The sequence below is a fragment of the Shewanella sp. WXL01 genome, assembly GCF_012263345.1.
In the GTDB taxonomy this organism is placed as follows: domain Bacteria; phylum Pseudomonadota; class Gammaproteobacteria; order Enterobacterales; family Shewanellaceae; genus Shewanella; species Shewanella maritima.
The window spans coordinates 445,829-469,091 of sequence record NZ_JAAIKQ010000001.1 but is presented as its reverse complement, the minus strand read 5'-3'; the positions used below and the strand labels follow the sequence as shown (position 1 = coordinate 469,091).

General features: G+C 44.7%; 16 protein-coding genes. 10 read left to right on the top strand and 6 right to left on the bottom strand.

The genetic code is table 11. The features are described from left to right. Positions 1–119: 119 nt before the first annotated feature. Positions 120–1,601: an inorganic triphosphatase gene (locus G3R49_RS01855; protein WP_167868479.1), complete on the bottom strand. Its 1,482-nt coding sequence runs from the start codon at positions 1,599–1,601 to the stop codon at positions 120–122. Positions 1,602–1,846: 245 nt separating this feature from the next. Between G3R49_RS01855 and G3R49_RS01850 the strand changes: the two genes are divergently transcribed. The 6 genes from G3R49_RS01850 to G3R49_RS01825 all read left to right on the top strand — a co-directional run bounded on the left by G3R49_RS01850 (position 1,847) and on the right by G3R49_RS01825 (position 10,499). After that, the gene (locus G3R49_RS01850; RefSeq protein ID WP_130598792.1) at positions 1,847–2,527 is read left to right on the top strand and encodes a TIGR00153 family protein; all 681 of its coding nucleotides are present in this window, start codon (positions 1,847–1,849) and stop codon (positions 2,525–2,527) included. 55 nt (positions 2,528–2,582) lie between these two features. After that, on the top strand, positions 2,583–3,851 hold the full coding sequence (locus tag G3R49_RS01845) for an inorganic phosphate transporter (RefSeq protein ID WP_130598794.1): 1,269 nt from the start codon (positions 2,583–2,585) through the stop codon (positions 3,849–3,851). A 139-nt stretch (positions 3,852–3,990) separates the two neighbouring features. Continuing rightward, on the top strand, positions 3,991–4,560 hold the full coding sequence (locus G3R49_RS01840; protein WP_130598796.1) for a TIGR04211 family SH3 domain-containing protein: 570 nt from the start codon (positions 3,991–3,993) through the stop codon (positions 4,558–4,560). Between the two features lie 847 nt (positions 4,561–5,407). Further along, positions 5,408–8,593, top strand: a complete 3,186-nt coding sequence (putA, locus tag G3R49_RS01835; protein WP_167868478.1) for a bifunctional proline dehydrogenase/L-glutamate gamma-semialdehyde dehydrogenase PutA — start codon at positions 5,408–5,410, stop codon at positions 8,591–8,593. Positions 8,594–8,926: 333 nt separating this feature from the next. Further along, a complete protein-coding gene (locus tag G3R49_RS01830) occupies positions 8,927–9,772 on the top strand; it encodes a trypsin-like serine protease (RefSeq protein ID WP_245335219.1) in 846 nt (281 codons plus the stop codon). Positions 9,773–9,878: 106 nt separating this feature from the next. Continuing rightward, the gene (locus tag G3R49_RS01825; protein ID WP_167868477.1) at positions 9,879–10,499 is read left to right on the top strand and encodes a DsbA family protein; all 621 of its coding nucleotides are present in this window, start codon (positions 9,879–9,881) and stop codon (positions 10,497–10,499) included. Between the two features lie 161 nt (positions 10,500–10,660). Here G3R49_RS01825 and G3R49_RS01820 read toward each other — a convergent pair whose 3' ends face one another. Continuing rightward, a complete protein-coding gene (locus G3R49_RS01820; protein WP_167868476.1) occupies positions 10,661–11,923 on the bottom strand; it encodes a serine hydrolase in 1,263 nt (420 codons plus the stop codon). A 215-nt stretch (positions 11,924–12,138) separates the two neighbouring features. Here G3R49_RS01820 and G3R49_RS01815 point away from each other — a divergent pair, with 215 nt between their 5' ends. Next, entirely contained in the window at positions 12,139–13,023 is an 885-nt protein-coding gene (locus G3R49_RS01815; protein ID WP_167868475.1) for a LysR family transcriptional regulator, read from the top strand. A 49-nt stretch (positions 13,024–13,072) separates the two neighbouring features. On the opposite strand, the gene G3R49_RS01810 is transcribed toward G3R49_RS01815, so the two are convergent. Continuing rightward, the gene (locus tag G3R49_RS01810; protein WP_167868474.1) at positions 13,073–13,480 is read right to left on the bottom strand and encodes a VanZ family protein; all 408 of its coding nucleotides are present in this window, start codon (positions 13,478–13,480) and stop codon (positions 13,073–13,075) included. A gap of 375 nt (positions 13,481–13,855) precedes the next feature. On the opposite strand from G3R49_RS01810, the gene G3R49_RS01805 reads away from it, so the two are divergent. From G3R49_RS01805 to G3R49_RS01795, 3 genes are all read left to right on the top strand, one after another. Continuing rightward, positions 13,856–15,205, top strand: coding sequence for a Na+/H+ antiporter NhaC family protein (locus G3R49_RS01805; protein WP_348633908.1), 1,350 nt, complete (start codon positions 13,856–13,858; stop codon positions 15,203–15,205). Positions 15,206–15,493: 288 nt separating this feature from the next. Then, on the top strand, positions 15,494–16,141 hold the full coding sequence (locus G3R49_RS01800) for a hypothetical protein (RefSeq protein ID WP_167868473.1): 648 nt from the start codon (positions 15,494–15,496) through the stop codon (positions 16,139–16,141). Positions 16,142–16,208: 67 nt separating this feature from the next. Continuing rightward, positions 16,209–16,931 (top strand): pseudouridine synthase, encoded by a 723-nt coding sequence (locus G3R49_RS01795; RefSeq protein ID WP_167868472.1) that lies wholly within the window; start codon positions 16,209–16,211, stop codon positions 16,929–16,931. Positions 16,932–17,293: 362 nt separating this feature from the next. Here the strand turns inward: G3R49_RS01795 and G3R49_RS01790 are convergent, their stop codons facing one another. The 3 genes from G3R49_RS01790 to katB all read right to left on the bottom strand — a co-directional run bounded on the left by G3R49_RS01790 (position 17,294) and on the right by katB (position 22,912). Beyond that, the gene (locus G3R49_RS01790; protein ID WP_167868471.1) at positions 17,294–19,450 is read right to left on the bottom strand and encodes a S46 family peptidase; all 2,157 of its coding nucleotides are present in this window, start codon (positions 19,448–19,450) and stop codon (positions 17,294–17,296) included. A gap of 216 nt (positions 19,451–19,666) precedes the next feature. After that, complete coding sequence (locus tag G3R49_RS01785) at positions 19,667–20,872, bottom strand: aromatic amino acid transport family protein (RefSeq protein WP_167868470.1); 1,206 nt, start codon at positions 20,870–20,872, stop codon at positions 19,667–19,669. Between the two features lie 579 nt (positions 20,873–21,451). Next, positions 21,452–22,912 carry a catalase KatB gene (gene katB, locus G3R49_RS01780; protein WP_167868469.1) on the bottom strand — a complete coding sequence of 487 codons (1,461 nt, stop codon included), beginning with the start codon at positions 22,910–22,912 and terminating at the stop codon, positions 21,452–21,454. Positions 22,913–23,263: the final 351 nt, after the last annotated feature.

The following is a 23,263-nucleotide window of genomic DNA, read 5'->3' as shown; positions in this document are numbered from 1 at the left end:
TGTTAATTTGAGCTAGTTGTTAATTTGAGCTATTGACGCCATAGTCTCTTGTTAAGTTGAACCAACTGTTGATGTGAACTCTTTGGAGGTCAACATAGCAGGTTATTACAATCAAAAGCCTACCAATATGGTTTCACTTTCAATGCGCTTTTACGTGAGTGCTCCATCGCGAACAACAAACTAGACTCTTTATTCTCTAACCAGCTATTGATATCAACACCTGCGCGCTCACTTAACTCGCGCAAACATTGATAAGCATTTAGTGTGGTGATACCCAGTGCTAAATCTTGCCAAGGCGCTCGGAAGCTCTCGCGCTCAGCAGACAAGTACAACTCACCGTAGACCACGCCCACTAATATGCTTTCATCTAATGCTTGGGCAACCGAGCGGTAATCTAGACTATTCATATCAAGCTGCTGTGGCATTAATTCTAAAATTCGCTTCCACGAATCCTGCTGCAAATGATTAGCAAACAGCTCAAGCTCAGGGTAATCCACTAATTGATGTTGACCCTTCTCCGTTTTCAGCAATAAGTCGACTAACGCCAATTGCAACTGGCCGTATTCAGGTTGCTGCCAAAGCTGATACAGCTTTTGCTCGTACTCATTGGCGCGCATATCTTGATTAATTTGCTCAAGCAATAACTCAGCATCTGGGGCTTTGACTAATAAGTTGCCATCGTCGGCAAGTAATAGGCAGTGAGCTTCAAGTGCCGAGATAAAATCAAGCTTGGTTTCGAGCAGCTCAAACCAATCAGCCACATGCTGCCCTAAAATACCAAACTGATTTAACGTCATTCGCAGTGCTCGCACTGCTGCGCGTAATTGTGCCCAAAGCATGGCTTGCTGGTCGATATCTGTGCTATCGATAAGTGCGCTTTCTATTAGCTGCCAACGCTCTAAACCGGTTTCTAATAAAGCAATCAAGGTATTTTGCAGACTCTTGTCTGTAGGCAGACGGATATATTGCAAATCTTCTAGCGGTTGTGGGTGCATCTTACCGGCAAGTAAGTATCCACGCTGCGCTTTGCTGGCTTTACCAAGGCGCATAGGCACCTTTTTGGCAATTTCAGTGGCAAGCAATAATAATGCTGAAGCATCACCAGCAAGCAATTCAAGCTCTAACTCGCAAATAGGGTCTTGCAGATCGCCTGCAATCACATGCCCTGTGTCAAAGGCAATTTCAACTAAGCTCTCTTCTATATAGATATGCCAACTTCGGCGAGTGAAATTTGTCTCAAAAACACACTCAAGCTGTTCGTTTACTGTCTCAAGTTCGAAATTCTGTGGCCAAATTTCAACCGGAAACAAGCTCAAATCAGGGCGATTGGCGCTTATTTCGACATTATATTCAGGGCGAGAATGGATACCACCGACCACTTTTCCAGCGGTCTTGATTGTTTGTTCTGTGTAATCATCGCGCTTTCTCACCCTCAACCCCATGTGTTGCGCACGTAAAACAAGCTCAGGGGTGTCGTAGTACTTATTGATGAGCAGGTGAGTTGCCTGAGGCGTAGCACCTGGGTAAGCATTCAAAACTTCCACTAACAAATCAGCTAGTTGAGCAGGAAGAAACAGTTTCAGTTCTATCTCAGAGTCCATTGTTCTCTCATTAAAATTATCACCAAAGATTCATCCGAGTGTCATAATAAGTTCACACTGTCACAATTCTGTAATCAAAATAACTTAGGATTGCCTCGCTCGAATCAGATATAATCGCCGAGCTAAAAATTGATTAAAAGCTGCACAGGCAAATAGCCTATAATGCAGTTTCATTATGCGGTCGCTTGAGGTAACATGCGCCCGCTTTTTTTCCAAACCGGAACTAATTAAATAGGTAAACGGCAATGCCAGTAAACTCTATTTTAGGTGTGTTTGCAAAATCACCTCTTAAGCCTTTAGAACAACATATCGACAAAGTAGACGAGTGCGCGTCATTACTCGTACCATTTTTCGAAGCCACCATTGAAGGTGACTGGGACAAAGCTGTATCTATTCGCAAGCAAATTAGTATGCTTGAGAAAGACGCTGACGCCCTTAAACGTGAAATTCGCTTAACCCTTCCAGGTGGTGTGTTCATGCCTGTTGAGCGTACTGACTTACTTGAGTTATTAACTCAGCAAGACAAAATCGCCAATAAAGCTAAAGACATTTCAGGCCGCATCATTGGCCGCCAATTAGTCTTCCCTCAACCGGTTCAAGCAACTTTTAGTGCCTACCTAAAGCGTTGTTTGGATGCCGTAGCACTTGCTAAGCAAGCTATCAACGAACTTGACGATCTGCTCGAAACGGGTTTCCGTGGTCGCGAAGTTGAGTTAGTTGCCAATATGATCACCAAACTAGACTCCATTGAAGAAGATTCAGATGACTTACAAATTCAAGTACGTCGTCAGCTACTTGCCGTTGAAGGTGAGTTGAATCCTGTTGATGTGATGTTTATGTACAAAATTATCGAATGGGTTGGCGGACTTGCCGACCTAGCAGAACGTGTTGGTTCGCGACTAGAGTTAATGCTAGCTCGTCACTAATCAATACGATTATTACTCGAAACAAATATAATCAAAGGTTATCAAGGATAACGACATGGTAGATGTATTAGTTGCAAACGGCCCTATGCTGATTGCTATTGCAGCCGCATTCGGCTTTCTAATGGCATGGGGTATTGGTGCAAACGACGTTGCAAATGCAATGGGCACCTCTGTGGGCTCAAACGCCATCACTATTAAACAAGCAATCATCATTGCGATGATTTTCGAATTCTGTGGTGCTTACCTAGCCGGTGGCGAAGTAACCAGCACGATTCGTAAAGGCATTATTGATGCGAGCTACTTTACCGCAACACCAGAACTACTGGTTTACGGTATGATTGCTGCGCTGCTTGCTGCAGGTATCTGGCTAGTTGTGGCATCAGCACTAGGCTGGCCGGTATCAACCACTCACTCAATCATTGGTGCAATCGTTGGTTTCGCCGCTGTGGGTGTAGGTACTGATGCTGTAGCATGGGGTAAGGTTGCAGGTATTGTTGGCTCTTGGGTCGTCACACCAGCTATCTCTGGCTTTATTGCTTTCCTAATTTTCCAAAGTGTACAAAAGCTAATTTTCGACACCGACAACCCACTAAATAACGCTAAGCGTTACGTGCCTTTCTATATGGCTTTAGCGGGCTTTGTTATGTCACTTGTGACTATTACCAAAGGTCTAAAACACGTAGGTCTACACTTCTCTACTGTTGAAGCTTATGGCTTGGCTGTAGCGGTTGCTATTGCCGTTGGTATTTTTGGTAAAGTCGCTATCGCACGTCTAAAAATGGACACTAGTGCAGACAGCAAAACTCAATTCGGCAACGTTGAAAAAGTATTCGCAATCTTAATGGTTGTTACCGCTTGTTGTATGGCATTCGCCCACGGCTCGAACGACGTAGCTAACGCGATTGGCCCACTAGCAGCAGTTGTTTCGGTTGTTGAAAGTGGCGGTGAAATCGGTAAGAAAGCAGTACTAGCATGGTGGATTCTACCGCTAGGTGCGACTGGTATCGTAATGGGTCTAGCCATCTTTGGTAAGCGCGTGATGAAAACCATCGGTAAAAACATCACTCACTTAACCCCTAGCCGTGGTTTTGCAGCAGAGCTTGCAGCGGCATCAACAGTAGTAATTGCTTCAGGTACTGGTCTACCAATCTCTACTACTCAAACCCTAGTGGGTGCAGTATTAGGTGTAGGTATGGCGCGTGGTATCGCGGCAATTAACCTAAGCGTAGTACGTAACATCGTGGTTTCTTGGGTTGTTACACTGCCTGCAGGTGCTGCACTTTCAATCTTGTTCTTCTTCACGATTAAAGGCATCTTTGGCTAAGCCAATCTAAGCAGCGCTAACCAGATGGGTTAGCATGCTAAAAAATGCGATTTAAGAAGGAAGTCTTATGACTTCCTTCTTGCATTCAGGGCCTTAAATAAATAGCATGACAGCACGTTATTAGGTAAAGGTGTTTCCCGTGTTTAGAATCCTTTCTCTGCTCAGTTTTTTCTTTATTTCATTTGCTAGTGTCGCGCAAACTCAATATGTGTCTGACGATGTATTTATCTATATTCACGGCGGTCCTGGTACCCAATACCGTATCTTAGGCAGTATTGAAGCGGGTCAGCCGATTACTGCTACCGGTAAAACCGACGGTGAGTTCACGCAGATTGTTGATCATAAAGACCGTGAAGGTTGGGTAAAAACCGACAGCTTAAGCGCTGAGCCAAGTTTTCGTGAGCGTCTGCCTAAAGTTGAGGCTGAATTAGCGCAAACCAAGCAGCAACTGGCTAGCTTTACCAACGACAACACCAGTATGTCTGAGCAGCTAAAAACAGCTAACAGCGAAGTACGCACATTAAAAGCAAAGCTGGCTGAAGTGGAAGCCGAGCGTGATACAGCTCAGGCTCAAGTGAAAGAAGCGATTGATAACAAGCGTTATCACATGTGGCAAGAAGGCGGCATGATCGCCGGCATTGGTGCGCTTATTGGTATTATTCTGGTTTATCTACCTCGCCCGCAGCGTCGCCGTAAAGAGCGTTGGTAACTCTTAATCTTTACCAGAAGTAGACTATATCAATGATAAGAGCCAGCATTAATGCTGGCTCTTATTTTTAGCCCCTAAACCAGCCACTTCAGCAGGTGGTTATCATCAATTAGGCTTTGCCTGTAAATTCTAACATTCTTCAGAATTGGCTACTTCAATAATTAGCTTACGTAGCAATGACATTTAAAGCTCGCGGCAAGCACATCCCTGTGGACTCGACGAAAACATCCATGTTTTCAACGGCTTTAAATGTCATCACAACTATACCTTCAGTAAGCTAGGCTAAGCTCCTTGTAGGGGGCTCACACAAAGCTACCTAATTTACTGGACAGACCATAGAACCCACCCATTATTTCTCGCTTAATTTCAGCTGCAATCACCCAACAAAATCACTCACTAACCAACTGGATTAATTGTACTTAACTAAGCATTTCATCACCTTGCACGCTGGGCTAAAACAGTCATCACATACAACTTTTTTCCAGTACCGAAATCACGATTAATCGACTACATTTTGCAACACATATCACAAGTTAAACACAAGGGTGTTCAAGGTCACATTTTTATGTATACTCTGCGCAGAAAAATCGTACATTGTATACAAAATAAAATCCTAATAGAGGGATAACTAACAATACCAATTGGGATAAATAAGTGATCAGAGATTACGTAGGAAAAATCGCTTAGAACAAGGCAGAAATTGCAGCAAGCTAGTGGTTCTACCTTCAAAATTTCTAACGACGTTATAAGCGATTTTAACCAGTAAGAATGAGCACATACTTGCGCCAATTGGTATCAATACAATGTGGCTACAACTACCTCAACGGACCTAGATGGAAGCATAAATATGTTTAAAGCGAGCGCTGTTTTAGGCGGACACTACGATGACGCCACTCTCGATACCCTGTTTCAAGCCATCACCGACAACTATATTGTTGACGAAGAGCAATACTTATCAGAGTTAATCAAACTTATCCCATCGTCTGATGAAGACATTCGTCAGGTAACCGACCATGCCCATTCTCTGGTCAACAAGGTTCGTCAGTACGAGAAAAAAGGCCTAATGGTCGGTATTGACGCGTTTTTGCAGCAATACAGCCTAGAGACGCAAGAAGGCATTATTTTAATGTGTCTGGCTGAAGCCCTACTTCGCATCCCTGATTCAGAAACCGCTGACGCGCTCATTGAAGACAAGCTGTCTGGCGCTAAGTGGGACGAGCATTTAAACAAAAGTGGCTCTGTATTAGTCAACGCCTCAACCTGGGGTTTAATGCTTACCGGTAAAATCGTAAAGCTAGACCGCAAGGTTGATGGCAAACCAAGCAACCTACTAAATCGTTTGGTCAACAAGATGGGCGAGCCAGTGATCCGCCAGGCAATGCTGTCGGCAATGAAGATCATGGGTAAGCAGTTCGTTCTTGGACGTGATATTAAAGAAGGCCTAAAAAACAGCGTTGATAAACGCAAGCTAGGCTATACCCACAGCTACGACATGCTAGGTGAAGCCGCCCTTACTGCAAAAGATGCTGAAAAGTATTTTGCGGATTACTCAGACGCCATTGCAGCACTAGGCGAGCAAAGTTACGACGAGTCACAAGCTCCGCGCCCAACTATTTCAATTAAGCTTTCAGCGCTACACCCTCGTTATGAAGTGGCCAATGAAGATCGCGTACTCACTGAGCTTTACGACTCAGTCATTAAGCTTATCACCCAGGCGCGTAGCTTAAATATTGGTATCTCAATTGATGCTGAAGAAATGGATCGCCTAGAGCTATCGCTTAAACTATTCCAAAAACTCTATAACTCAGAAGCCGCTAAAGGCTGGGGCTTACTTGGTCTTGTAGTACAAGCCTACTCTAAGCGCGCATTACCTGTGCTTTGCTGGATTAACCGCTTAGCGAAAGAGCAAGGCGATGAAATCCCACTACGTCTAGTAAAAGGCGCTTACTGGGACAGTGAGCTAAAATGGGCACAGCAAGCTGGCGAAGGCGGCTACCCGCTGTATACCCGCAAAGCCGGCACCGATGCTTCATATCTGGCTTGTGCACGCTTCCTACTATCAGATGCAACCACAGGTAATATCTACCCGCAGTTTGCTACTCACAACGCGCAAACGGTGGCAAGCATTAGCGCCATGGCAAATGGTCGTAACTATGAATTCCAGCGTCTACACGGTATGGGCGAAGAGCTTTACGACACTATGCTAGCTGAAGCAGGCGCGAAATCTGTACGTATTTATGCGCCAATTGGTGCTCACAAAGACTTACTGCCATATCTGGTACGTCGCCTACTTGAGAATGGTGCTAACACCTCGTTTGTACATAAGCTAGTAGACCCTAAAACCCCAATCGAGAGCTTAGTAGTACATCCGCTAGTGACTTTGAAGAAGTATCGCACCCTGGCAAACAGTCAAATCGTACTGCCAGATGATATTTTTGGTGACGAGCGTAAAAACTCAAAAGGCATGAACCTAAACATTATCTCTGAATCGACTGACTTCTTTAGCAAGCTTGATTCTTTTGCAGGCACCCAATGGCAAGGTGGACCACTGGTTAACGGCGAGACTTTATCTTCGAGCGGCGCGCCAGAGCAAGTATTTAGCCCATTCGACACGACTAAGCTTGTAGGCAATATTACCCATGCTGACGATCAAGCTATTGAGCTTGCATTGTCATCGGCAAAAGCTGCATTCCCAAGCTGGAATCACACTCCAGTTGAGCAGCGCGCCGTTGCATTGAACAAGCTAGCTGATTTACTTGAAGACAATCGCGAAGAGCTTATCGCCCTTTGTACCCGCGAAGCCGGTAAGAGTATTCAAGACGGTATTGACGAAGTACGTGAAGCGGTCGATTTTTGTCGCTATTACGCAGTCCAAGCAACCAAGATGATGGCGACACCAGAGGTGATGCCGGGGCCAACTGGTGAACTGAACGAGCTATTTGTACAAGGCCGTGGTGTATTCGTATGTATTAGCCCATGGAACTTCCCACTGGCTATCTTCTTAGGTCAAGTAACAGCTGCGCTTGCTGCAGGTAACACGGTTGTGGCTAAACCTGCAGAGCAAACTTGTCTTGTGGGTTACCGCGCGGTGCAACTGGCTCACCAAGCAGGTATTCCAGTTGAAGCTCTGCAATACCTGCCAGGCACGGGAGCAACTGTTGGCGCTAAGATCACTAGCGATGAGCGTATTGCTGGCGTGTGTTTCACCGGCTCTACCGGCACTGCTAAAGTCATTAACCGCACCCTAGCTGATCGCGATGGTGCAATCATTCCGCTAATCGCGGAAACCGGTGGCCAAAATGCCATGGTGGTTGACTCAACCTCTCAACCTGAGCAAGTTGTATTAGATATTGTCGACTCATCATTCACCAGTGCCGGTCAACGCTGCTCTGCGCTGCGTGTGCTGTACATTCAAGAAGATATTGCCGAGCGTGTACTTGATGTGATGAAAGGTGCGATGGAACAATTAACCATAGGCAACCCGCAATCAGTCAAAACCGACGTAGGCCCTGTGATTGACGCGACTGCTGCTGCAAACTTAAACGCGCATATTGACCACATTAGCCAGGTCGGCAAGCTTATCAACAAGCTTGAACTGCCAGAGGGCACTGAAAATGGTCACTTTGTGGCGCCAACGGCCGTTGAGATTGACTCAATCAAGGTGCTAGAAAAAGAACACTTTGGCCCTATCTTGCACGTTATTCGCTACAAAGCGTCTGAGCTTGATAAAGTCATCGACGATATCAACAGCACGGGCTTTGGCTTAACTTTAGGTATTCACAGCCGTAATGAAGGTCACGCGTTAGACATCGCTCGCCGTGTAGATGTGGGTAACGTCTACATCAATCGCAACCAGATTGGCGCGGTTGTTGGCGTTCAGCCATTTGGCGGTCAAGGCCTGTCTGGTACCGGTCCTAAGGCTGGCGGCCCGCACTACCTCACCCGCTTTGTGACCGAGAAAACTCGCACCAACAACATCACAGCAATTGGCGGTAACGCGACGCTGTTATCCCTAGGTGATGCTGAGGAATAATCGGTTTAATGGCTTAGCTTATTGCTTCGCTAGATAGTTAATCGTATCAAGCCCGCGCAAGCGGGCTTTTTCATAGGTATACAGGGTCCAGATACCAAAACGAGTTCGCATCCATCGATGATGAGCGCACAAGATAGCGCAGTCGCACTAAGTTGAAAGTAACAACGACGCAAACAACTTCTACTCATTTCAAATCTGCCAGTAATTTTCCATATAAGCGTTACTCAACCTTTGCCAAGTTGATAATTTCTTACATTTTTTTGATTTAAATTTGTTTACAACGTTGCTTTAGTAAAAGCTGATATAGCGAGAAAGCAAACAAAAGGAGTTCGTTTGAAAATTGTTCAATTAGTTACTTTATTGATAAGTATGGTGGCATCGGTAGCCAATGCAATCGTTATTCGTCATGATGTTCCCGATAATAAATACCACGCCCAACCTAAAGATTTCCCGCCGTTAGTAACACTCTATAACATTGGTGTTCACGGTACGCTTATTCACCCAGAATGGGTGGTCACTGCAGCTCATGCGGTCTTTTGTATGAACCCTGGACAGAAAATCAAAGTCGGTAATCAAGTCGTTACAATTGCCAACCGATATAGTTATCCTGATTATCAACTAGGTGATGAGCACGATATTGCCTTGCTAAAGCTCGATTCAAAAGTAACCAGTATTGAACCTGCCGACATGTTTAGCGAAACCACAGAGCAAGGCATGGTAACTTGGTTTATCGGTGTAGGCGGAACCGGCAGTGGCGTAGATGGGCAGACTATCAGCTATAAAGAAAACAGTGGCAAGTTAAGAAAAGCGCAGAATAAAATAGTAAGCACCACAGACACAGATATTGTTTACAAGTTTGACAAAGGTGCCAAAGGTGAAGCACTTGAAGGTGTGTCTGGCAATGGCGATAGCGGTGGCCCTGCTTACATTAAAGATGGCGATAAGTATGTACTACTTGGTGTCAGCTCGCGTGCAGATTCGTGGTTCTACGATGTTGGAGAATATGGCGTGACAGAGCTATACACTCGCGTCTCATCTTACCGAGACTGGATGCAACAAATCATATCAACAGATAATGAGTCATCAAGAAAACAGCTTGCTACACAAAACCCATTTCTTCATGACAACATGAAGCCTGAAGGCATGAATGAACTGTGCGCCTCGATAGAAGTGAATTAAAGTGAAGTGAACGAGCCGAGCCGGAGTTTAGGTTATTTATAATTCCATACGGCTAAAAACCAGGTGCAGCTAATCATCTAGTGGCACACGACTAACCGAGGTAAAAATGCAATTGTTGTACGTGATGGACCCCATGTGTGCTTGGTGCTACGGCTTTCAGGGCGAGCTTGAGGCATTAATAGCTCAATATCCAGCAGCTAAAGTTGACTGGATTATGGGCGGCTTGGCGCCCGACACGACAACGCCGATGGACGAGAACCTAAAGCAAACCATCGCATCTTACTGGCACCAAATCGAAAGCAAAACTCAGGTCAGCTTTAACCATGATTTTTGGAGATTAAATACCCCTTATCGCTCAACCTATGGCGCTTGCCGCGCAGTGATTGCCGCTGAGAAGCTAATGCCAAAAAGCGCTCAACAGATGGTAAAGGCAATTCAATCGGCGTATTACCAAAAGGCTTTGAATCCATCTTTAGATCAAACGCTTATTGGTTGTGCTGGCGAAATAGGAATAGATAAACAGCAATTTAAAACGGCGCTTAACTCAAAAGAAACCGAACAAAGTTTGCAGCAGCATTTGCAGATAACGCGTCAGCTTCAGGTTAGTGGCTTCCCTGCGCTTTTCTATGTCGATGACACTAACCATGCCTACCGTTTAGCAAGCAGGTACTGCACTAGTCAGGAATTAATCCAAAATCAGCAGCGGGCCCTTAAACGCGAGCGCTAATCAGCTTCACCGTGGAACGCTATAGACGTAAAAATCCCTTGCCTTATGCAAGGGATTTATCATTTTAAACCGTGCCTCTGCTTACTTTTTTAGTCTCAACTAAAATAAACAATAAACAATGAGCAGTGAGCGAGGCGTAAACAACGAAAGGACCATGTTGATTAAATCATTTTCAGCTGTTTCACGATTTCGTTGATGGCAGACACCATTTCATGGTCGTAGGCGTCAACAACAGATTTCTCAGAAGAGGCTTGGCGCACCACAACAACATTTTCGGTTGGGTCAACATAAATCCATTGTCCAAAAATACCTAGCGCTGTGAATGCCTGATTGTCATTCATAGTGTGCCAAAACTGATTTTTGTAAGACCATCCTGCTAATGCACCTTCGCTATAGCCACCTTTGGCAAATTTTTCTGGGTCACCACCTTTCACTGTTTCCATAACCGCTCTAGGGTGAATAACTCGTTCGCCTTTTAGGTTTTTACCGCCATCGGCCAGCATTTGTCCAAAACGAGCCATATCTCGAGCCGTACCATTTAACCCACCAGAAGCAAGCCCAACCGACGCTGGATCTGACATGATATATGCACCGCGCTCCATACCCAACTTGGTCCAAATACGCTCTTGCAGCACTTCACTAAATGGTTTGTTCTCTACAGTTGAAATCAACCAGGCCACAACATCTGTATTGGCGGTTAAGTAATGGAACTCTTGCCCGTGATCTCGCTCGCCGTCTTTTTCAAGTTCTGCTAAAAACTCATGAATGGTTTGCGGACCGGCATAACCTGGCTCTTTAGGTGTTAAACCTACTGTTTTCGCATGCTTAAACACCTCGGCGTTAGGGTCTTCGTAGGCCTCTGAATATTTAAGATTGTTGGTCATGTCCAACACTTCGCCCACAGTTGCATCACTAAATGCCGATTGCGCTAGTTCAGGAATATATGTTTTTACTAGGGCGTCACGATTCAGTTTCCCTTCAGCAACTAAGGTTGCAGCGATAATACCGGTGAAGGATTTGGTCACACTCATCATCTGGTGATGAGTACGTTCGCTCTGACCATCAAAGTATTGCTCGGCTACTATCTCACCGTTTTTCAATACGACAAATGCATCTGCACGGTGCTTATTAAGGGTATCAAGCAAATTTAGACGCTCGCCTTTGTGCTCAAACGTCATATTTAGATCTAACTGCTTATAAGATTTTGGCAGTTCAATGACCTGTTTGTAGCCGCCATTGTCAATTTGCTTGGTATTTACAAACTCACTCAAGTGCTTGTATGTGTATCGGTTTACATCAGGGTGAAGAATGTTACTTGCATTTGCGCCCATTTCTACACGGGTTTTGCCAATTGAGCTGGCTGCCTCTACCATGCCAACAGAAAGTGTGGTTAATAGTGCGACTGCGATTAATGATTTTTTCATGATTGCCTGCCTTTTGTTTAAACTTGCAGCGTTATTGCTGATGAGCCTATTTTAAGCAGACTAAAAATTATGTTAGTGTCAAAACCTGCAACCTAAAGTTTGAAGTACAGTTCTTGAAGTTAGGGCCTTGAAGTTAGGATCTTGAGTTTTGAAGTTAGTAGTTTCTAAGATTCAAGCGACTTGTAATTAGCAACAGAATTTGAGGTGGAGGCAATATGCACATTACTTTCGAGCGACTTAAGTACCTTGTTGCGGTCGCCCAGCACGGCAGCTTCTCGGCTGCTGCAAGAGAGCTAGGCGTGAGCAACACAGCGGTAAATAAAACCATTCAAGCCCTGGAGTTTGACTTAGAACTAAATATATTTGAGCGCCATCATGGTAAGCGCCCTCAACTTACCGATGCAGGTAAGAAGCTATATGTTCAAGCACTCGACATAGTGCCTAAAGTCCTTTTAATGGAACAGCATGCAGAAACACTGAGCCTGGGAATAGAACCGAGCTTAACCATCGCAGTACACCCTTACACTTTATCCCTAGAATTCAACCAACTGCTATCGGAGCTGAACGATAACTACCCAACCCTAGAGCTGAAATTCATCGATGCTGAGTCACTCACAAGTTATGACGACGAATTTGATATCTATGTAGGACCTAGCCGCCACCAGGTGCCTAGAGGAATGAACGTGTTAACCATTACCCAGTTTGAATGGCGAGTAGTCTGTGCGCCAACGTTTCCATTGACCAAATACAGAGGTCATATTGAACCTGAGGATATGGATAAGTTCTCGCAAATTCTGCTAACTGAAGGCTTTTGCACTAAACCTGAATACCGCGAGGCCATGCGCTACTCAACGCGTGTGATCAGCGTAGACAGTTTCTATCAAATGCGGGAAATGTTGCTAGCTGGTCTTGGGTTTGCGCTGTATCCAGCGCATTTGTCACAACCCCTTGTTGATAATGGCCAGTTGGTTGATCTCATGTTTGAGTTTGGCACCATGGGAAACTACTGGCCTGTTGAAGCACTTTGGCGCAACCAACTAGGTATCGCCGGAGAATGGCTGATAGAGCGGATAACAGAACAATCCACAAAAGAGGCTTAATGATAGTGCTAGCTTTCATAAGCTAGCCATTAGCTATGCTCCCTAAATCTTAAAGTGTTTTGCTTTGGTCTGTATCTAGTCGCTGTTGCAGCTTGCAACACACAATGACGGATAACCCAATGCCAATGGCATCGAACAACAAGTCGGTAAAATCAAATGTGCGAGTAGCAATAAAGGCTTGGGAAAACTCTTCAGCAATAACAAATAAACTCACCAGTATCGCACCGAGGTATGCTTGTTTACCAAATAATTTAAGGCGATAGAAGCGGCTAGCTACAATCATCAAACAAGATAAGCTACCAAACAATAACAAATGACCTAGTTTATCGCCATAAGGAATGGCCGCCACAAGATGAAACAGTGAGCTAGATGCCCCAGTATTGGCTAGGTAAATCACCCACAGAATAAACAGGCTAAAACTCGCCGCCACCAGCTTAATAATATGTTGCACTGCCATTTTCCCCTTTGGCTAAAACTCACTTTTGAATTCTTAGATACCCACCTCACACAGCCCACTTTCCAGGGTCATGATGACAGGGGAAGTTACTGGCTTAATTAACATATCGCCACAAAACCAAACAAAATTTAATCAATAAGATAAAAATAATAACAGACACAAAGAAGTCTAGACGTCTAGATTGACAGTGATGATTTGAATCCCTAAGATTGGCAAAAACCTAAGGTGATGTGTTAACTATATTAGCGAAAGTAATTTTATCTATATCAGGTAAGACTCACTTTCACTTACATTGAGCAAGGGTCGCTGGCATCACCGATTTTAATTTGATGGATCATTTGTGCAGTCATTTTTGGCGCGTATAAAAGAGAGAAAATTTTGACAATAAAAACAACACCATCAGCGGCTCCGTCCGCCACGCCAGCGTCATTTATTGCGCTGTTACCATTGTTCCTGTTTTTAGGCCTGTTCATTGGTGCCGGACTCTATTTCCAAAGTCAGGGAGTTGATTATGCGTTCTATCAACTACCAAGCGTGATTGCGATTTTGCCCGCAATCATTCTGGCGCTGATCTTATCTAAGCAAAAACTAAACAATGCCATCGAAACCTTCATTGCAGGTATCGGCCATAGCAACATCATCGCCATGTGCTTGATCTACTTGTTAGCAGGTGCATTTGCCTCTGTAGCCAAAGCAACGGGCGGCGTAGATGCTACTGTTGCCATGGGCTTGTCATTCATTCCATCAGAATTACTTCTGCCAGGATTCTTCATCATCGCCGCATTCATTGCTACCGCAATGGGTACTTCAATGGGCACTATTGCTGCTGTTGCACCTGTGGCATTAGGCGTGGCAGACCAGGCGCAGATTGATTACGTTTTAATGGCGGGTGCGGTCATGTCTGGTGCACTTTTTGGCGATAACCTATCAATTATTTCAGATACCACGATTGCGGCAACCCGTACTCAAGGTAGTGAAATGAAAGATAAATTCCGTGAAAACATTATCTTTGCAGCGCCGGCAGCTTTTATCACCCTGATTGCCTTTGCTTTTGCGGGCCAAGGTCAGGCAGATATTGAAGCGCAAAGCTATAGCTTCATTAATGTAGTGCCTTATCTAACCATTCTTATTCTGGCAGTCTCTGGTTTAAATGTATTTGTGGTCTTGTCTATAGGTATCGTTCTGGCAGGCTTAACAGGCGTGGCAACAGCCGACTACACCATGGTTACCTTTGGTCAGGACATTTACGCTGGTTTCACTAACATGCAAGAAATTTTCATTCTTTCAATGCTTGTCGGCGGCCTTGCTGCGCTAATGCAACAACAAGGCGGGTTAGCTTTTGTTAGCTCTAAGATTGAGGCGCTTATTGCTCGTTTTTCATCGAAAAAAGGTGAAGCGTCAAGCCGTGCTGCAGAGCTAGGTATGGCGGGCATAGTCGCGGCAACAAATACTTGTGTGGCCAACAACACAGTCTCGATTGTGGTTACTGGTGATATTGCTAAAGATTTAGCACAAAAGAATCAGGTTACACCCAAGCGTGCTGCTAGTATCTTGGATATCTTCGCCTGTATTGTACAAGGCCTAATCCCTCATGGCGCACAAGCACTGCTCATTGCCTCAACTTTCTCTATCAGTCCTTTAGCAGCGATTTCAAACGTGTGGTACTGCATGATCCTAGCGGTTGTTGCTGTAGTCATTGTCACCATGCGTAAGCGCACCGCATAGCGCCTAAGGAAACAAAGGCTTTTAAGCCAGAAAGACATATTCATAAGCCCCATTTTTGGGGCTTTTTGTTACCTAGCTTAAAACAATATCGTCTGTAGTTTTAACAGCTTAAGTGCAACTACGCAGCAACGACCTGGCTAAACACCACCATAACTCCTCATCGCGAGACAACTTTCTGCTTTGACATTGTCAGTCTTAAGGTTAATATTTTGTAAAACAACAACCAAAAATCGCGAACGCTTGGCTAACTCACAGCACAACCTTGACCTACATCTAGTGATATTTTTTATGTCGCTATTCACAGCGGTGATCTGCACTGCTGGAGTGGGCGCTACCCTGTATGTTGAAACTAACGGCCTCACACTCGAAACCATAAACACTCGTCCTGACACCTTTGGTAACTACCTCACCTCATCATTTGCGATCGTATTTAATATGTCTTTGTTGTCAGCTGGCTTTTGTTTAATGCTGGCCATGCTTGGGGTTTACTTTACCTTTAACGATAGCCTTAACCGCTACATAGCAGTAACAGGCGCCATTGTTGGCTTAAGCATTTTGTTGATGGGCGTGTTCCCAATTAACTTTATTGACTGGCACCGTAAGGTTTCAACCTTGTATATGCTCAGCTCCTTTAGCTTGCATTTACTATGTATCCCCAATTTTTTTATAACAAAATCAACTATTTCGAAAAAGGTCTTGGCTTTATCCACCTTTGGTGTGCTGTGCACCTTAAGCCTAATGTTGCAAATTGATTGGTCGGTGCTAGATTTTCCACCTTGCGCCCATGCCGACAACAGTATTTGTACTGTGTCGTTGTCGATGTGGTTACTCACCAACGTCAATATCCTTTGGTGTGTGTCACTTTGCTTAGATATGCGCAAACACATCAAGCATCAACAGTCTGTCATTGTCCAATCTAGCTACGCTAATTTATAATCCAGCCATTCGGGCTAACAATAATTGGCCACTCGCACTTTCAACAAACCGCATAAGCAGCTAATTCATGACTCAATACCGACTCGCTCATTATCTTGCCATGTGCGGCGTGGCATCACGCAAAAACTCATCAAAACTGATAACCGAAGGGCGAGTTAAAATTGACGGGCGTTTAGCGAACCACACCGACAAGGTCGATGATGCGCAAGTCCCAGATATTTACGTCGATGACATTGCTGTTGATAAGCCTGAAGCAAAACAATATTGGATTTACCACAAACCAGTGGGGATTGACTGTAATCTTGATGCGCAGCGCCAAGCTAGCCTCATCCACCACTTGCCTGAAGATGTCAGATTGTTTTCAGTCGGGCGGCTAGATAAAGACTCACGCGGCTTGTTATTACTGACCAACGATGGGCAATTTAACCAGCAACTTATGCACCCAGAGTTTCATTACCCTAAAACTTATCATGTAACAGTTGAGCATGAGTTTGATGCCGAGTTTATCCACAAAATGGCAACTGGAGTTAGCTATAAGGATGTCACTACCAAGCCATGCAAAGTTAGCGCGATTGGTGAGATTGGCTCAACGCGTCAGTTCGAAATATGTTTAACTCAGGGCATGAACCGCCAAATTCGCCGCATGGCAAAAGCATTGGGCTATTATGTTTGCGACTTACAACGCGTAGCCATTGGTGAGTTAATATTTGCAGATGTTAATGAGGGTGAAATGCGCCAGTTAACCAATGATGAACTCGCTTCGCTAAGGTCACTGACTAAGGCAGACTAGTCTTACTGTATGTTCCCTTAACAGATGTAAATTACCACCTTCTGAAAAAGGTAGCTTTGTGTTAGCTCCCTAGAAGGGAGCCTAGCTTCACCGGTTGAAACTATAAACTAGAGTTGTAATGACATCTAAAGCCGTTGAAAACAAGGATTTTTTCGTCGAGCACACAGGGATGTGCTTGCTGCGCGCTTTAAATGTCATTGCGGCGTGAGCAAACAATCTAAGCTGCCAGATATAGAAAACACTAGAATTTACAAGCAAAGCCTAAACAAATGATAACCACCTACTGAAGTAGGTGGTTTAAGGCTGAAAACAAAAATGCCAGCAATTTGCTGGCATTTTTAGTATTGGCTTAACCTAAGAAATTAGTGAACGATTTCCATTTCTTCTAGTAGGTTGTCAGCTTTATCTAGGTATTTCATTACCCAAAGCATGTAACGGCTATCAACCTGAATTGAGCGGTTAGTTTGTGGGTCATAGCCCCAGTCACCAATGATACTCTCGTATACACCGTCAAACAGCAGGCCTACTAGCTCAGCGCGACCATTTAAGGTTGGCGAGCCTGAATTACCACCAGTGGTATCTAGTGTCGATAGGAAGTTAACCGGCACTGAGTCGATGTCTTTCATGTAGAAATCACCGTACTGCTTGTTGTTGATAAGCTCTAACTGACGCTTAGGCGCATCAAACGGGTCAGCACCTGTATCTTTAGCCACAATACCTTCAAGGCGAGTAAACGGCACAGCAACAAGACCATCTTGCGGCGAGTAACCTGTTACATTACCAATCGATACACGTAGGCTTGAGTTCGCATCAGCGTATACTGGCTTACCTAGCTCACGGTTGTAAGCGATAATAGCGTCCATAAACTGCGGACGAACCTTCATTAAGTCACCTGCAAGTTGTTTAGCTTTTTTCTCACGCTGCATTTTTTCATCATAGGTTGCCACAGCAAACTTGATGAATGGATCGTTAGACTTCTTAAAATCAGCTACAGACTTGTCCATCCATGCTAGACGCGTTTCTTTGTCGTTTAGCTTGGTTTTTGCGTACATTTTATCAAGCGTTTTCATTAGCTTGGCTTGATCAAACTTCTTGCCGATGCCGAATGCTTTATCAAAGTCTTTTAGACGTTGATCTGCTGGCAGCGCGGCGTAACGCTTAAGTAAGTCAGCTAAAATCGCTTTATCAACGCTTGCAGCGTAACGGCGGTCAATACGCTCCATGCTAGACTTAAAGCGAGTCATGTCACGGTCTTGATAGCCTGGCTCACGCTCCATATCAGGCAGTGCTTTTTCATTCGCTAGGCGGTATAGGCGCTCAGCTGTGCTCTTCATGGTGGTGTAGCCCATGTAAGACAGCAGAATGTCACGCTCTTGGCCTTGCTGGCCTTGAGCGATTAACTTGTCTAGCTCAGCTAAGGTTTTGCCGTATTTTGCTTTACGCTTGCTGTCAGAGTTAATCCACTTAGCTAGGTTTGCTTCAAGTGCTTTACGGTCATCAAGCATGGTTGACTTACCATAGAACTCGATCATCGAAGTGAAGTTTTTAGCATAGTTAGCTAGACCAGCAATCGCGCTTTCGTACTTAATACGCTCATCGCTGCCTTCAGCAGCCGTAGTCTTGATGATTTCGATTAAGCGCTCACGCAGAATTTTACCTTCTGGGTATGCCCACTCGAACTGATTCTCTACTTCATTAGCTGTGCGGTAACGGTTAGTGCGGCCTGGGTAACCTGCAACCATCACAAAATCACCATCGCTTACGCCTTTAGCAGAAACTTTCAAGAAGCTCTTTGGCTCGTATGGTACGTTGTCTTTGCTGTAATCAGCTGGCTTACCGTCTTTACCTACGTATGCGCGGTAGAAAGAGTAGTCACCAGTGTGGCGTGGCCACATCCAGTTATCAATGTCGCCACCGTATTTACCTACACTACCCGCTGGGTTGTAAGTTAGGCGTACATCACGGATTTCCATTTGCTTAACTAGGTAGTACTCAAGACCACCGTGGAAGCTGTAAACCTTACAGCGGTAACCATCTTCAGCTTCACACTCAGCAACGAGGGCTTTTTCAGCTTGCTCAATGCCTTTGTAGAAGTCATTACCAGTTTTGCTCATTTGACCTGACTTCACCTTGTCGGTCACGTCTGTCACTTCTTCAGTCACATAAATGCGTGAACCCGGTGTTGCCGGCAGCTCTTCAGCATAAGTTTTTGCTAAGAAGCCGTCTTTAAGCAGGTTTTTCTCTGGCGTTGAGTTGTATTGGATTGAGCCGTATGCACAGTGGTGGTTAGTCACCACTAGACCCTTTGGCGATACAAATGACGCAGAACAACCACCTAGGCTGATCACGGCATTCATCGGGAATTCGGTTAATTTAGAGATAGACTTAGCATCAATTTCTAAGCCTTTTGCTTTTAGCTCATCTGCCATTGCCGGCAGTTGATATGGTTGCCACATACCTTCATCAGCAGTTGCACCAAAGCTGGCGGCAATCGCTGCTGTTAATAGCCATTTTTTCATTTTACTTAATTCCGTTTTATCGATTTCAGCGTTGGGAGAATTCCGCGTTACTTACTAACACATGCACAGGCTCTCGCAACCTTGGGAAAACGCCAATAAAAAAGTCAGGCGAATTGCCTGACTTTATCAAAACTGTTGCTATGTTCCCAGCGAACTAAACACTCTATTACAAAATGCCGTTAATTTCTGGAAGCTTAGCTTCACAGCACCTAGACCTTAGCCTAACGCCACCATTAGTTGAGCAACCACAATTGCAACACCTAGTAGCGAAATAAGTCCTAAGCCAAAGCTACCACCAGCAACCTGATATCCACCTAGGTTTTGCGGGCGCTGTTTAAATGCCATTGCGACAGGCAAGAACATGATCATCACTACCAGTGGGATTGCGGCAAAACCAAGCACTTGGAAGAAGCCATCTGGGTAGAACAAAGCGCACAATAACGGCGGTACAAAGGTTAACGCCCAGGTTTGCGCGCGACCAGCAAAATTGTCTTTGGCGCGAGTTAGCTCAGCAATGTAATCAAATAGGCTCATGGTTACACCGAGGAACGAGGTGATCAGCGCAAGATTAGCGAAGATATCAACACACTGACGGATTATGGCTGAATCAGCTACCTGCTGCAGTGCACCAACTAATGCTGGCAGCGAGCCTTCAAAACCATGAACCGTGGCGCCGCCAATAGTACCTAACGTTACTAGCAGCCATAAGATGTAACTCACTAGCGGGATGGTTGAACCTATCAGTAATACCTTACGCAGAGATTGCGCATCGCCATCCAGGTAACGCACGATAGTAGCGATACAAACATGGAAACCAAATGAGGTAAATACCACAGGAATCGCCGCCATCCATAATTGGTTTAGCTCACTTGCTTCAACAATGCTTTTGCTCGCCTCGCCAATGATGTTGCTCGCATTAACTTCAGGTAGTAAGAAGGCGACAACCACCACTAACAACACAACCATTGCCGAGAATAAAATACGTGAGACTTTATCAATCCAGCTAACGCCAACAGCAATAATTCCGCCGAAGATAAAGGTAAATAACAACACCGCGATGCGGTTATCTAACTTCATACCCAGCAAAGGCTCTAGGCGTACTTCAAGCAATGATGAACCGCCCATTAAGTAGACCATAGTCAGCGCAAATAGCAGGCTTAATAACGACGCACCTTGAATAACCTGCCCAAGCTTACCTAGTGTTTTGCCCGTAATTGCATGCACATTGTCACCTACGCCAGTACGTAGGTTAATTTCTAGCATTAATAAAGAGGTGTAAGCTGATGTGCCCCAAATCACCGTCAGCAGCACAATAGCTGGCACCATGCCTAGCGCAGCGGTTGCCAAAGGCAATGCCAACATACCGCCACCAATGGCAGTACCGGCAACAATGGCAATTGAGCCAAGTATTTTTAAGTTCACTGAAAAATCCCGTCGTTATTTTTGTAGTTCAAACGACAGTAGCAGAGGCAAAATTATCGAGCAAGAAACTTCCTATTTAAAAGGGTTTGCGAGGCGTTTAGAAACAATTACATAACAATTGGCACACTTGAATTAACCTTAGCCTTTGCAATGACGAAACATTACACCGATACAGCAGTACACACTGCAGGTTTTTCATATTTGTTTGAGCTATCTCGAAGTTAAAGGACATCAGCAAACAAATATCCACCTACTAAAGAAGGTGGCTTTGTGTTTCCCCCCTAAAAGGGGGCTTTCAGTGGTTTTGTATTCTCAATAGCATCTATAAGTGATGATATTTAAAGCCTTTGAAAACATGGATGTTTTCGTTGAGCCTTCTAGTAAAACAAAGGGGGGATGTGCTTGCTGCGTGCTTTAAATATCATTACATAGCAGGCTCAACCTAACATGTCATGTAAACAGAAATACAGGCAAAGCCTACTCGATGATGACCACCTACTGAAGTAGGTGATTTAGGGCTGAAAATAAAAAAGCAGAGCCAAATGACTCTGCTTTTATCAAATAATTAAGAAACAAACCCTAACTAATTTCTAGCGCGGTTTTGACTCTTAGACCATAGTCAGCATCAGCTTTAGTGAAGTGCTCAACCATTTGGCTTTGAATTTCAGGCGTCACCTGACTCAAGGTTGCCGCAATGGTTTCAATTAAGCGCTGCTTTTCACCTTCATCAAAGATGCGATACAAGTTACCAGCTTGCTCATAGTCATTCTGGTCGTAACGACTATAGCGGTCTGCTTCACCATCTATGCGCAACGGTGGCTCTTTTAAGTCAACCGACTCAACTAATGGCTCTTTGGTGTTTGGACCATAATTGGCTGTGGCATCACCACCGGTTTGACCGCCATGATATGGGCACTGAGTACCAGCCATCGCGCCGCCGCGTTGATGATGATTTGCCTTAGTTGCATGTGGGCAGTTAACTGGCAACTGATTGTAGTTAGCTCCGATGCGGTAGCGCTGCGCATCAGCGTAGGCAAACAAACGTGCCTGCAACATTTTATCTGGCGATGCACCGACACCTGGCACCAGGTTGCTTGGCGCTAAAGCAACTTGCTCAACTTCAGCAAAGTAGTTTTCAGGTAAGCGATTTAGCTCTAACTCACCAATCTCAATGAGTGGGTAGTCAGCATGTGGCCACACCTTAGTTAAATCAAAGGGATTGATGTGATAAGTGTTAGCCTCTGCTTCTGGCATGATTTGCACATTCACTGTCCACTTAGGGAAGTTACCATCTTTAATCGCTACCACTATGTCACGCTGTGACGAATCAGGATCGATACCTTTTAGCTTATCTGCCTGCTCATTGGTTAAGTTAACCACACCTTGTTGTGACTTAAAGTGGAACTTAACCCAGTAACGCTCACCCTTAGCATTCCAAAAAGAGAATGTATGCGAGCCATAACCATGCATCTGGCGATAGTTAGCTGGGATACCGCGATCAGACATTAAGATTGTGATCTGATGCATCGCCTCTGGGTTAGCAGCCCAAAAGTCCCACATAGCTTGTGGATCTTTTAAGTTTGTTTGCGGATTACGCTTTTGGGTATGAATAAAGTCTGGGAACTTAATACCATCACGTAAGAAGAAAGTCGGCGTGTTGTTACCCACAATGTCGTGATTACCGCGCGCTGTGTAGAAACGCAGACCAAAACCACGTGGGTCACGCTCAGCGTCAGCACTGCCCATCTCACCGCCCACAGTAGAGAAACGCACAAAAGTCTCGGTTTCTTTGCCTACCTCGTTGAAATGATCGGCCAGAGTGTATTCACTTAAATCTTTAGTTAGGGTGAACTTACCGTAAACACCTGTACCTTTGGCATGAACAACACGCTCAGGAATACGCTCGCGATTAAAGTGCGCTAGCTTTTCAATTAGATGCCAGTCTTGCAATAAAACTGGACCGCGCTCGCCAGCTGATAATGAATTTTGATCATCGCTGATCGGTGCACCGCTTTGACTCGTTAAATACTGTTGTGACATATCAAATTCCTTACTTCGTTGGCTTTAACCACTGCTCAATTAAATCGACTAACGTTGGCATAGGATGTCCTCCTAGCTACTTGAATAGCTTCATACTAGGCGCAAGCGATAAACCTAAAAAGCGATTAAATCAGATTAAAACAATCACATTTATCGATTTAAAGTTATGTAGAAATAGCTTAGCTACTGTTAGAATTGGTTCTCTGCGAGGGACGAAGCCTAGGTGATATTTACTTAAGGAGTTTGATGTGGGTTAATCAACTCGTAATATGCAGAATTTAATTTTTTATCAGCAAGATAAATTGAACACGTCAACGAATGTTAGCACTTAATATTAGCTAGCTAGAACAA